The sequence below is a fragment of the Halomonas sp. BLK-85 genome, assembly GCF_044792155.1.
GTDB lineage: Bacteria > Pseudomonadota > Gammaproteobacteria > Pseudomonadales > Halomonadaceae > Vreelandella.
In genome coordinates this window covers 544,676-557,697 of sequence record NZ_CP087731.1, presented here as the reverse complement: position 1 = coordinate 557,697, position 13,022 = coordinate 544,676, and the positions used below count along the sequence as shown (strand labels likewise).

The window sequence follows — 13,022 nt, the reverse complement described above, 5'->3', positions numbered from 1 at the left end:
TCGCATAGCTGTCGCTCGCCGTTATTACTCGTCGTTATTACTCGTCGTTATTAACAGGAGAATGAAATGAGCCAGTCTATTGCAGTCATCAAGGGCGACGGCATCGGCCCGGAGATCATGGAGGCAACTCTGCGCGTTCTCGATGCGCTGGACTGCGGTCTGGACTACCACTTTATTGATGCCGGCCTGGGCGCGCTGGAAAATCACGGCAGCCTGATTCCCAAGGAGTCACTGGACACCATAGAGCGTTTTGGTATTGCCCTGAAAGGCCCGCTGACCACGCCAATCGGTAAGGGGTTTTCGTCGATCAACGTGCAGATGCGTCGCCACTTCGATCTCTACGCCAATGTACGTCCGGCCGTCAGCTTCCCTGGCACTCGCTCGCGCTATGATGATATTGACATGATCACGGTGCGCGAGAATACCGAAGGCGCCTACCTGTCTGATGGCCAGGAATTTATTGATGACGGCAATACCGGCATCTCAGTAATCAAGGTCACCCGCAAAGGCTCGGAGCGTATTGTGCGCTATGCTTTTGAGCTAGCCAAAAATAATGGCCGTAAGAAAGTCACCGCCGTGCATAAAGCCAACATCATCAAGACCAGTTCCGGCCTGTTCCTGGATGTCGCTCGGGAAATCGCCAAGGAATATCCCGAGATCGAATTCCAGGAAATGATTGTCGATAACGCCTGCATGCAGCTGGTGATGAACCCACACCAGTTTGATGTGGTAGTCACTACCAACCTGTTCGGCGATATCCTGTCAGATCTGTGTGCGGGTCTGGTCGGCGGCCTTGGCCTGGCACCGGGTGCCAACATCGGTGAAAGCGCGGCTATTTTTGAAGCAGTACATGGCTCAGCGCCGGATATCGCCGGCCAGAAACTCGCTAACCCTTGTGCCCTGTTGCTGGCAGCAGCGCAGATGCTTGATCATCTGGGTATGGTCGAGAAAGGCACTGCCATTCGTCAGGGCATCCGTACCGTGCTGGAAACCCGACGTGACATGGTCACCCCGGATATGGGCGGCACCGGCACCACGGATACCTTTGCCGATGCTCTGGTAGAACAGGTCAGCCGCTAGCACCGGGCCTTAAACACCCGCGAACCAAAAACGCCTGATGGAATGTCCATCAGGCGTTTTTTACTAACTTTTTACTAACGGGCCAGCCTCAGTTCACCTGCTCGCCCACTGTGGTGGTATCGCCACCCGCTATCTGAAGGGGCAGCGTGTTTTGACGTGTCCACTCGGCCATGGAACCATCGTACATGGACGTATTTTCAAATCCAGCGACTTCCTGCAGCATGAACCAGCCAATGGCAGCCCAATGGCCGGTATTGCAGAAGGCAATGGTGGGCGTTTCTGCGTTCAACCCCAGTTCATTGATGCGTGTCATCAGCGGCGCTTCATCCAGGTAGAAAGCGCCATCACGCTTGCGGATGTATTTCTGGTGTTCAAGATTCACCGAGGTTGGAATGGTACCGGCCGCCAGGGTGGCGGGTGACTGGGTGTCAGCAGTAAAAAAGTCTGCCGGGCGCGCATCCACCAGTTGGGTCGGGGAGTCAGTCGCTGCAGCAGCATCGTCACTGCTCGCCAGCAGGGCGTCCTGCAGGGAAGCGCTGAAGTCTACTTCCTCAGGCGTCGACACCCGACCATTGTCAATTTCGAACCCCTGCTGCTGCCAGCCAGCAAAACCGCCGTCGAGTATCGCGACGTTGTCATGGCCCAACACCTTGAAAGTCCAGTAAACCCGTGCCGCGCTGCCAAAATCGGTTGCCCCGGTACCGGCAGCGACAATCACCACCTGGCTATCATTATCAATACCAAGACCACCAATCAGGCTTTCCAGCTCATCCACAGAAGGCATGACGCCGGGGACCTCATCGCGGGTTTCTCGCCAGCCTGCATCGGTGTAGCTGGAATAGCGGCTGCCAGGAATACGCGCTTCGCTGAAGCTTCTGGCATCTCCGCCATCATCGATGGATGAGCGCACATCCAGCACCACCAGGTTGTCAGATTCCAGATGCTGATCCAGCCAGCTGGCATCCACCAGTGGTGTCATCTCAAGGGCATGGGCCTGGGTGGCAAAACCAAACAGAACGGCCAGGCTGATAACAGTACGGGACATCTTTCCTCCATATCTCTCAAGGCATAGCGTGTGGGAGATCAATAACAAATTAACGACGGCAACAGATCACATATAATCTTGTGGCATATAAAAACAATGTTAAAGTTATTTTTTAGAATATCGTAATAGCTGGCAGCTTGCCGTGAATGGGGGATGAGCGATATTTGCCGTCCATCTGGAAGGAATCTCTTTTTCCTGATTGACCTTGCGAGGACAAGCAGGGATTATCTAATAAATTATTAGCTGTTATAAATTCATGCACAATCGGCTTATGAGATTGGCCCACCACTACCTTCGGCAACATTTCTGCAGATATGGCAAGAGCTCTCTCCAACACGGCGCTGAAGGTCTGGCAAGGACAATTCCGGTCAAGTGAAACTGATAGTGACGGCTTGCGGATATTACTGCTAGCGATGGCCATTGCCGTCATGTTCCATGGAGGCTTGCTGCCGTTTACTCACGCTAATACATATGATGCTTTCATCCATATGTTCTTTGGCGATCATTATCATCGAAGCTGGTTTGACCCCTGGGAGCCTCGCTGGTACACAGGCTTCGTCACCACGTCCTATCCGCCCGGCACGCACATGATGATTGCTGCCTTGCAACATATCATGCCGCTGCGGTCCGCCTTCGTGATTGTCCAGTTGACTGGCCTGTTATTGCTGACAGTAGGCGTTTTCCGATTTGCCCTGATATGGGTTTCTTCCCGCGCCTCGGGTTATGCCGCTCTGATGCTGGTACTGGCCTCATCGATTTCAGAAACGCTGCACCTCTTTGGTCAGTTACCGACCATTTTCTCATTGGGCATCTTCCTCAACGGCCTGCCCTACTTTCATCGCTGGATAGTTAGCGGCAAACCGAGCGCTCTGCTGGCTGCGGTCATTTTTTCTGCTGCAACTACCGCCGCGCATCATGTCACCACTATCTTTGGCGGCGTCCTTTTTGTACTGCCAATCGCCCTGCATTCGATACGTGTCTATGGCCAGCATCATCCAGCTTCCTCTGCAAATGGATGGCTGAAAGCCCTCCTTCGATACCGGGTGCCGGTGCAGCGTGGTGCTTTGCTTGCCACATTGATGATACTGGCAGTGGCGGTAACGATTTATCCTTACTGGTACTGGTCAATCACCGACCCTATCACCCAGGTACCCATCCCGCATGGCAGTCGGGAAAGCTTTATAGAGCGCCCTGATCTGGGCATTGTGTTTTTTCTGATACCTTGGGGAATGTCGTTACTGATACTGCCCTACGCCTTTTACAAAGGGGCGACCACCGCCTTGTGGCCGCTGGCTATCAGTCTTGCATTGTGTCTACTTTTGGGAACCGGTGGCACCACGCCCATTCCACGGCTGATTTTAAGGGGCGCCTTCGACATCCTGACGCTGGACCGTTTCACCTTCTGGGGGTCAATCCTGATTCTGCCTTTTGCCGGCCTGTTGATCGAGGGCCTGCTGCATGGACGGTCGCGTCAGCAAATGCGCATCGCGTTAAGCGCGCCGGTTTATCGGATGTTCATTGGCGGATTCTTTGCCAGTATGGCGGGACTTGCCACCCTTGTTGCCATCATGCCGACCTTTCAGCCTACCCAGCCAGACACAGTGGATCCGGACCCCATGGTAACCTTTCTTGAAGAGGACAAGCATTATCGCTGGCGTTACCTGACGCTGGGTCTTGGCGATCAGTTTGCTTATATTTCATCCAGGACGACGGCGCAATCTGTAGACGGCAACTATCACTCAGCTAGACGATTACCGGATATGACGCGTTTTTCGGTTGAACGTCTGGAAAACGCCAAATATCTGGGGGTGCCAGGGCTTGGGTCTTTAAAGCAGTTCCTGGTCAACGCCGACCAATACCACCTCAAGTATGTCTTTTCCAATGATGAGTTTTACGACCCACTGCTCCACTTCAGCGGATGGAACCAGGTGACGCGACTCAGAAACGGTCTGGTGGTATGGGAAAAACCCAATATAGAACCCTTGCCCTTGCATCAGCCGCGCCAGCATATACCTGTGCTTCACTCAGTGATGTGGGGAGTACTTCCTACCTTGGCACTTGGGCTGGCCCTGATCTGCCTGGTCGTCAATCTTGTGCACAGCCACCTTTGCGACCGCCGCTTGCCGATCGCACCGGCCGTTTCATCCACTCAGGGTTTCAGGTACCCCGGCCATATTCGGCGCGGGGTTCAGGCACTGGCCATCCTTATCCTGTTTGGCGCAGCCGCTGGGGGCATCGTAATTGCCCGGTTTTCCCAGACACCTGCCCCCCCAGCAGATGTTGTCGAGACGTATTTCAAACACCTCGACCTAAGACGTTTTCACGATGCCTATGACCTCCTGGCCGCGGAAATACGGCCACCGTTCGAAGCTTATCTGTTTGGTCTCAAGTGGCAAGGGGGCCTTTTGAATTCCTATGGCAAGCTTGAATCTGTTGATATTGAAGAGCAGGCGCGAACGGATTCTATTATCGATTTCAGCGTTACGCTTACCTACATCACCAGCCTTGAGCGAATTAGCCGTACCCTGGATATACGCACCATAAAACATGACGACCACTGGAAAGTTGTCCCTCCAACGCTTCAGGCAACCCAGACGCCGGCACGCCTGCAGCGTCAGGCCGGCGTTGAATGGAACCGGCCCGGACGCCGCCAGCCACGTTACGACATGGAGCAACACGACGACCGTCTTGATCGGCCAAACATTACCCTTGAGTCAGGTCGGCTGGTGAAGCATTCAGACCGCTTTTCAGTCATTGGCCGTATCACCAACCGCGATAATGACCCGGCTGCCATCAGCGTGCTCGCCAATATCATGGCAGGAGATTCCGTGCTTTCCAGCCAGAGCGCCGGCATATGGGGTGGTCAACGATTGTTACCTTCGGAGACGGCGGGCTTCAGAGTTGAATTTGACGGTGTTCTGTCCTTGACCGACGCCGAGGCCAGTGGAAGCTTTGACCCTGAATTCTTCTTGCCGCCAGAGTTCGATGAAGCACCGGATGATGCCAGCATTGAAGTCCGTTCGCAGGCGGAGCCCGTAAATCTATACCGTAGTATTTCCATCAACGGGCTGGCGTTCAGTGAGGCAGATAACCGGCTTGAAGCATCAGGACTTGTGGTGAATACCGGCACCGACGTTGCCAGTATCGTAAGGGTGGGATTTCTGCTGTACGACGCCAATGGCTTGCCGCTTTGGATGGATGCTGGCTTCCTTGAATCCAACCTTTACCCGGGGCAAAGTGCGCCATTTGAAATCACCCTCCCGCACGCTGACGAAATCGACATCATCGCCGATATCGACATCGTTCCCAGCATCATCAATGGACGGTATGCCGACACCTCGGGCATGGAGGCCCAACAAGATGGTGCGCGCATACCCCTGGAAGGTATCGCTGGTTTTGATGCAGTAACGCTGCATTTGTCTGCCATGACCTATGCTCCCCTATTCTGACAGGTATGCCCTATGCGAAAGACGCTCCCACTTACCGTCACTGTCCTCACTTTAGCCTTGCTGCCCATGGACGTTCGGGCAGCAAGCAATGCTGGCTCTCCACACTATATAAGCGATGCATTCGGTCTGGTGCCATATGACAATTACGCTGCCAGCTACCGATCAAACTGGTCCGGCCACGTCAGTGTGTTTAATGAAGGTCGCCTTGATACCTTGGCTGGACAGACCCAGGAATCGGACCATTACAACCAGCCTGCCGAACCAGACCCAGAAACGCTTCTCGTGTTCGTTGGACCCAAGAGCGCACGCGCCGGTGTCGAGAATGTCCATGCCAGCGTCATCGGGCTGGACCGCTGGGGCAATCTGATACCGGACGGAACAATTACCCGCATAGACCCTGGCTTTGACGAAGCGGTGGAAACCACTTCCCAAAGGGGAGTATCGGACCGGATATTCACCCCACCCACCCGAACAGGCACTTACCGCGCGGGGATCAGTGTGGCTAACCGACAGGCGGCTCATGCCAGTTATAAGGTGGTGACTGATCTTGACAGTATTGAACTTGAATTAGCTCCCCAGGCGTCCCCGATCGAGCAGGAGACAGCGACAACCTTGACGACGCGTCCTATTCAGGATGCGTACGGCAACCCGGTTGAGGAAGGGATTGCCGTTGCACTGACGATAGATCATGACACTGGCAGCGTATCGCGCCTGAACGCGCTAACCAGCCAATCAGTAGCCGCGCATGAACTGATCGCCAGAGGTCTGCCAGACGGTCTGAAAGCCACGCTTTCGCTGGGGTCAACTCGATCGGCTTCCAGTGAACTTGACTATCGCCCTCTCATGATTCGTCAGGTGCCTGAACTTGGCTGGACATACCTGCCTGCCATAGAGGCGATGGAGATACATGTTGGCCCTTTCATGACAGACGCTGGTTTTCTACTCAACGATGGCAGCCCGGTATCGCTGTTGTTGACATTCACCGATGGCAGTCAAAAAGAAGCCAGTGGCTGGCTTGAGAAGGGGTATTTCAGAACGCTGATAACAGCAAAACCTGACAAACTCCCTGCAGAGGTGACCCTGACTACTGCATCGACCCACTATGAATCCCGGCTCGATCTGACCGATCAACGACAGGCTACAGGTGAGATCCAATGAAAAAACTTGGGCTTATAACAGTATGGGGAATATCGGTGGCGCTTCTGGTAAGTGCAATGGTAGTTGCTTCATCCGCCTACACAGACGTCAAGCAACGCCAGATTGAATACGACTATATTGCTGATGCATTAGCAGTGCCTTCACTAAAGATTGATATGGTGCGTTGGCAACCCTCAAAAAACTCCTTGGCGCGGGTAGTGACTGAAGCTGATCGGGAAACTGTCGGAACAGCCATTACAGAGGCCTGGAATGCCCATGCTGCAGCCCAGCATGTTGGCCAGACGGCCGTATTGGCGGATTATTTCACCGACACCGCTCTGAACCGGGCTGTCCAGAGCGCAGAGATGGCCCATGCTTCCGACACACGAATGGCGGTACTGGCCGTCAGTGCTGAGCCCGTTTTTCACCACCTGGATGGCACCCTTATGCAGCTCATGGTTGAGATGCAGGTGGCACGCTACTCCATCAATGATGACGAAAGCCTGGGACTCTTTCGGCTCACCCGCGAAACTGCACTGACCACCCTGGTTGAAAAAACCTCCCGCTGGGAGATTCTCTCTCATGAACGTATCGACGCAGAGCCAATCCGCTTGCCACCATCACCGGATACAAACGCTATCGGAGCCATGGCGGGTATCAACTACTACCCAGCCAAAACCCCCTGGCGCGACTTCTGGCCCAGCTATGAAAGAAACATCATCGAGCAGGATTTCAACCTGATTGCCGACCTGGACGCCAATACCATACGTATTTTTCTGCCCCATGACTTTGGGCTCAATGACAATGAGCTCAGTAATGCAGCGCTTGCGGAGACACCCTTCCATTTTGATTCACTCAAATATGACTCACCTATCAAGACTGCCGCCAGCGGCGACGCCCGCAAAAACAGAAACCCTACCGTTGCCGAGCACCAGTTTGCCAAGCTTGAACATCTGCTTGATGCCGCCCACGCCAAGGGACTCAAGGTAATCCCTACCCTGTTTGATCTGAAACAGGACTATGATCTGGCGGGCTGGTCGAATGATCATCACAAGCTGTCAAGACTCGCGCCGCTACTCGCTAACCATCCTGCTGTGTCCTACGTGGATCTCAAGAACGAACCGGACCTCGACTTCCAGCATCACGGCAGGGCCAGGGTTGAGGCATGGCTTCGCAGCATGACGATGACCTTCAAGAACCTGGCCCCTGACGTTCCAGTCACTATTGGCTGGGCAAGTCACCGGGATGCCCTAACGCTGAGCAACATTCTTGACGTTTTGACCTATCACGATTACGCCGATCCTTCGCTGAGCGCACAAAGGCTGGATGACATTCTCGCCCGTTCAGCGGACAAGCCGGTAATGATTACAGAGATTGGCGAGACGTCGTTTACGGCTTTGGCAAGATGGCCAAGCTCCGAGGTTGCCCAGGCGCGCAAGCTTAGCGCCAGAATCGAGGCGCTCGATAGCTCGGATGGCATCTTCCTGTGGACCCTGCATGATTTTCCTGCCCCTGATCCACTCGCGGTCGGGAAGTCTTTTTGGATCCGTCAACTACAAGCCCACTTTGGCCTCTATGGTCTGGATGGACAACCCAAGCCTGCGGCGGAGTTTGTACGCCAGGCACTCACAGATTTTCTAGAAGGAGCTCAGCATGTCACAACAACTGCGCCTCGCCCTGATATCGGCCTTCCCGCCAGGACGCCAGAGCCTGAATGAATACGGCTATCATCTCGCCCGTCACCTGGCCAAGCACGATGACGTCAAGGAAGTCGTGGTACTCGCTGATCAGCTGGAAACGCCCCAAGAGGAAATTGAGCTGGACCCCAAGGTCAGTGTTGAGCGAATCTGGACATTCAATGGCCTAACCACCTTGCCACGACTTGTGCGACGCCTGCGCCAGATACGCCCGGACGGCGCCATTTTCAACCTGCATACCACCAGCTTCGGTGACAGGGAAATCACCGCGGCGCTTGGCCTGCTGACGCCAATGACCGCTCGCCTGGGTGGCGTCCCAACGGGCGTTATCGCGCATAACATAATTGCCGGAGTCGAGCTTGAGAATACCTTGCTCAAGGGACGACCGTTACGCCAGGCCGTCGTGCGTGCCGGCGGCGCTGCCATTACATCTGCCCTGGTTCGAGCCAGTTATCTGACTGTCACCTTGTCGAGCTATCACAAACACCTGACAGACGCTTATCCTCGGCGCGACATCTCCCACATCCCTCACGGTACATTTGACACCGACCAGCCCGCTCCTGCACCACTGGAAAGCAGACCTAAGCGAATTGTCACCATGGGTAAATTCGGCACCTACAAGCGCCTGGAAACCCTGATTGACGCTTTCAAGTCCCTGAAAAAAACACCGGAAATGGCCGATTACGAATTGGTCATCGGCGGTACTGATCACCCTAATGCCAAAGGCTACATGGCAGAAACCGAAAACGCTTGCCGGGAAGTACCTGATATACACTTTCATGGCTACGTGGCCGAAGAAGATATTGCCCGTTTCTTCTCGACCGCTCAGCTTAGCGTATTTGACTATGAGTCCACGACCGGCAGTTCCGGCGTCCTTCATCAGACAGCCTCTTACGGCGCCGTTCCGGTGTTTCCAAAAATTGGCGACTTCGTCGATGTCTGCCGGGATGAGGGGCTTGAGGGCTTTAATTATACTCCCCGCAGCGCCTCAAGTATGGCATCTGCCATGCGGGATGCGCTGTCGGATCTCGAACAGGCCAGCCGACTTGCAGACGCCAACTATAGGGCTTCCAAAGGATTCCCGTTCGATCAGGTGGTGGGGTTTCATATTGATAAAATAGGTCAAAGAACATCATCAATGAAGGGGGGAAGAGTGTGACGGAAAACACACCATCAACGGGACATTGAGTGACTGACATATACCTGTGGATAGTATGGCTCTCCATACGGTAACAAGCGGTATCCCCCCAGGCTAAAGACTGCCCTAATGAGCCGGTCTCTTCACCATTTGCGCAGGTTATCCAACAGAGATACTTAATTAGAATAATGTGATAACCAGTAAGCGAAAGGTATCAGCCATGCTCTATCAGGAAAGAAGCAACCGCTTGCACAGGCCTCCTCATTCTGTACCAGCATCCGTCAAGGCCATGCATTCGACACCTGGCGCCTGCTCGTCACACAAGCCGGTGCCGGAAAAAAACCACTTGCCCTCAGAACGCATTGAGCGTTCCTGTAAACCAACCCTGTGTGTTGACAACTTATCCATCAGCATGGTTATCCCTTGCTATAACGAAGCAAAGCGTCTGGATAAACAGGAATTTCTGGACTTTCTTGCTGGCTTTCAGCGTTTAAGCTTCATTTTCGTCAATGATGGAAGTAGCGATGACACTCTGCAGCTGCTTGAAGAACTGAGGGCGTCCAACCCACGTCAGGTAAGCGTCGTCCACCTGCATAAGAATGTTGGTAAGGCTGAAGCCGTTCGACAGGGTCTCTTGGCAGCGACAGACAGTCAAGCCGGTCTGGTGGGTTACTGGGATGCTGATCTGGCAACGCCACTTTCTTCAATCAAGGATTTTGTTGCCATTGCCGACCGCTATGAGGATGTCAATGTCGTGTTTGGCGCGCGCATGCAGTTGCTTGGTCATCGCATACAAAGGACAGTCTTCCGGCGTACAATCTCGCGCTTTTGTAGTTCACTCGCCCGAATGGCGGTGCGGCTTCCTGTATGGGATACGCAGTGTGGTGCCAAGCTGATTCGCAACACCCCTGCTCTTGAAAACAGTATCAACAGTCCTTTTTCTGCTGGCTGGCTATTCGACGTAGAGCTTTTTGCCAGAATGTCTGGGGAGCTCACCGAAAGATCGGGCGCCTTCTATGAATTTCCCCTGTCAGAATGGCGGGAGGTTGAGGGCTCTCATATCACCTCAGCAGTGATCGTCAAAAGTGGCTTTCAGATGATCCGTCTGGTCGCTGAACAACGCTTCAAGCGAAAGAGCCAATAAAATGACAACGCCCTCACGCCTCAGTCATGAAACGGCTTCAGCTGCTGGTGAAACGCCGCTGACAACCCCATGGAGCGAGTCGGTCAACAAGCCCCTCATGATGCTGCGATCCTTTGCAGGTAATCCAGCATTTCTTATCTTCGTAGCCTATAACCTGGCTAACCTGGGCAACCTGATTTTCAATATGCTTTTCAGCCGCTGGATGGGCCCTTCCCTATTCGGGGACCTGGCGGTTGTCCTTACGGTCAAGTTGTCACTTGTGAGTATCTTTATTGCTGTGCAGATGGCGGTCAGCCGTATGGTTGCTGCATCAGGGCACAGGAGCAATCACCTGTTGGCAAGGCTTCATTTCTACGGGTTCTGCATTCTGACCCTGGCATTACCCATCCTGATTGCACTCGCTGTGATGGTAGATCTTGGCGGGCACATTGGCCTGGCAAACCCGCACCTTCTTCCCATGATCCTCATCATTTTTCCAATTGCGCTGCCACTATGTCTGTTGAGAGGCGTTGTACAAGGGCTGATGGACGTTACTGGCGTTATGCTATCCGTTGGGCTGGAGATGGCGGTAAGGCTAATAGGTGCAATTCTGGTCTGGAAACTGGGTGGCGGAATCGAAGGGATTACGCTGGTTATCGTCGCGTCTGTTTTAACCGGCTGGGCGGTTATTGCACCACGTCAGCAAGCCAGGCTGTCCATCCGCAAACCTGGCCAGCATGGGCAGCCTGCGGATGTCAGGCTAAGCGCTTTTGTGTTTGCCTGTCTTCCTTTCGCTGTGCTTCAGTTCTCCCAGGTGGTTCTTCTGGATGCAGAGGTGTTTGTTGCCAAGATGGCATTCAATGCCGTGGACGCGGGTTACCTGGCAGCCACTTCGCTATTTCAACGCATCGAATTCTATGCCTGCTTCGGTTTGGCTTCCGTACTGCTGCCCAGCGTGAGTGCCGCGGTTGCTAGAGGTGAAACCGGTTTACGCCAGGCGATACCCATCATCATCCTTTTCCTGATGGTCACTGTCACAATATTTGCCGCGATCTGGATAATGCCGGATACCTTGATTACTCTCCTTGTGGGTGAAGCGTTTCTACCCGCCCGCGAACTGCTGCCGCTGGCTGCCGCCTCAGCGTCCGCTTTTACGTTGAGCTTCCTGATTGCAACCTTTATGGCAGGCCAAGGCAATTATGCCGGGATATGGATGATAGCGGCCTGCGTTCCAGTCCAGCTAGGTACTTTCTTATTAGCCACTTTCCATATCCCCTTTTTTCATGTCTTTGACTTATTAGCTATAAAAGTAACCTGCCAAGTAATGCTACTCATCGGCATGGCATTACTTATATTCAAAAACGGTTATAAAGCTCACAAAAAGGATGTCAATCGTCAGAGCCTAAAATTGAAAAAAGGAGATTACCCCCATGGCTCATCATAACAGGATGTTAGGGGTCCAACTCCTGATTCGTGTACTGTCCTTAATTTTTATTATCGGGTTCTCATCAAACACGCTAGCAGAGGAGCCACAAGGTTTCACCTTTAAACCAATGGGCGCCACTGGAGGCATCGTTCGTTATCCCAACAGCAATCAGGACCTTGATGACGGGAATGCCTTTGCTGAAGTATGGATAAAGCCGGATCTGGAAATTTATCGCCATAACGACACCCGAATAAAGGCCTTTATACTTGCCAACTATGTGCGAGATTCCAAGCCTTTTGTCTACAACAACAACCGTAAGGAAGGCATAGGATTGAGCGCTTCGACACGGATTGGTAATCATTTGGAAGTTATAGCGAGTATTCGTCGGGACTGGTACCGGGAGCTGGAAACATCCAACAAGCTCCAGGGTACACGCTACTTTTTAAACTATTACTATTACAAATACTGGCCTGCTCAAGGCAATAGCGAACTCTTCGGCATGCCCAAGCAGGCGACCATATTCAAAAGCTATGGCGGTATCGAATACCCCGGCTCGCTGCTGGAAGAAGACGACAACATTGTTGTACCACTCGGCGGTGAGTACTCTGCAGACTACCGTATCGGGGATACCGATTTTCTGTTCGTTCCTTTTGCAGATCTGGACTTTTCATGGGATGCTGATAAAAACAACTATAACAATAAATTCATCCCATCAATTGGGTTAAAAGTACGTCGTCCGATTGAAAAGGGTGAATTTTTTATGGGCGTCAAGTATGAAGTAGATTATCGCTGGGTTGATGAGACAATTGATCACGGGCCGAAAATTGTTGCTGGCTGGTATAAGGGTTTTTAGGGCGTCAACAGGCCCTGATTTTTTCTGAGCATTTCACCCACATAACCCTGCAAATATGAACATTCATGGTGATG

Annotated in this window: 10 protein-coding genes; 8 read left to right on the top strand and 2 right to left on the bottom strand. The window is 53.1% G+C overall.

Going from position 1 to position 13,022, the window contains the following annotated elements; translation table 11 throughout:
- Window positions 1-66: 66 nt before the first annotated feature.
- The gene (locus LL947_RS02445; protein ID WP_404416007.1) at window positions 67-1,080 is read left to right on the top strand and encodes an isocitrate dehydrogenase; all 1,014 of its coding nucleotides are present in this window, start codon (window positions 67-69) and stop codon (window positions 1,078-1,080) included.
- Between the two features lie 88 nt (window positions 1,081-1,168).
- Here LL947_RS02445 and LL947_RS02440 read toward each other — a convergent pair whose 3' ends face one another.
- Window positions 1,169-2,125: a sulfurtransferase gene (locus LL947_RS02440; protein ID WP_499833839.1), complete on the bottom strand. Its 957-nt coding sequence runs from the start codon at window positions 2,123-2,125 to the stop codon at window positions 1,169-1,171.
- A gap of 112 nt (window positions 2,126-2,237) precedes the next feature.
- Window positions 2,238-2,546, bottom strand: a complete 309-nt coding sequence (locus LL947_RS02435) for a hypothetical protein (RefSeq protein WP_404416001.1) — start codon at window positions 2,544-2,546, stop codon at window positions 2,238-2,240.
- Here LL947_RS02435 and LL947_RS02430 point away from each other — a divergent pair.
- The 7 genes from LL947_RS02430 (at window position 2,539) to LL947_RS02400 (ending at window position 12,948) form a co-directional block, all read left to right on the top strand.
- Entirely contained in the window at window positions 2,539-5,574 is a 3,036-nt protein-coding gene (locus tag LL947_RS02430) for a hypothetical protein (RefSeq protein ID WP_499833838.1), read from the top strand. The genes LL947_RS02435 and LL947_RS02430 overlap by 8 nt on opposite strands.
- A 12-nt stretch (window positions 5,575-5,586) precedes the next feature.
- The gene (locus tag LL947_RS02425) at window positions 5,587-6,732 is read left to right on the top strand and encodes a hypothetical protein (RefSeq protein WP_499833837.1); all 1,146 of its coding nucleotides are present in this window, start codon (window positions 5,587-5,589) and stop codon (window positions 6,730-6,732) included.
- Window positions 6,729-8,429, top strand: coding sequence for a glycoside hydrolase 5 family protein (locus tag LL947_RS02420; RefSeq protein WP_499833836.1), 1,701 nt, complete (start codon window positions 6,729-6,731; stop codon window positions 8,427-8,429). Before LL947_RS02425 ends, LL947_RS02420 begins: the two co-directional genes overlap by 4 nt.
- Entirely contained in the window at window positions 8,365-9,567 is a 1,203-nt protein-coding gene (locus LL947_RS02415; RefSeq protein WP_499833835.1) for a glycosyltransferase, read from the top strand. The genes LL947_RS02420 and LL947_RS02415 overlap by 65 nt, the downstream gene beginning before the upstream one ends.
- A 268-nt stretch (window positions 9,568-9,835) precedes the next feature.
- Complete coding sequence (locus LL947_RS02410) at window positions 9,836-10,690, top strand: glycosyltransferase (protein WP_404415988.1); 855 nt, start codon at window positions 9,836-9,838, stop codon at window positions 10,688-10,690.
- A gap of 1 nt (window position 10,691) precedes the next feature.
- Window positions 10,692-12,113 carry an MATE family efflux transporter gene (locus LL947_RS02405; protein WP_499833834.1) on the top strand — a complete coding sequence of 474 codons (1,422 nt, stop codon included), beginning with the start codon at window positions 10,692-10,694 and terminating at the stop codon, window positions 12,111-12,113.
- Complete coding sequence (locus LL947_RS02400) at window positions 12,100-12,948, top strand: hypothetical protein (RefSeq protein WP_499833833.1); 849 nt, start codon at window positions 12,100-12,102, stop codon at window positions 12,946-12,948. The genes LL947_RS02405 and LL947_RS02400 overlap by 14 nt, the downstream gene beginning before the upstream one ends.
- Window positions 12,949-13,022 lie beyond the last annotated feature (74 nt).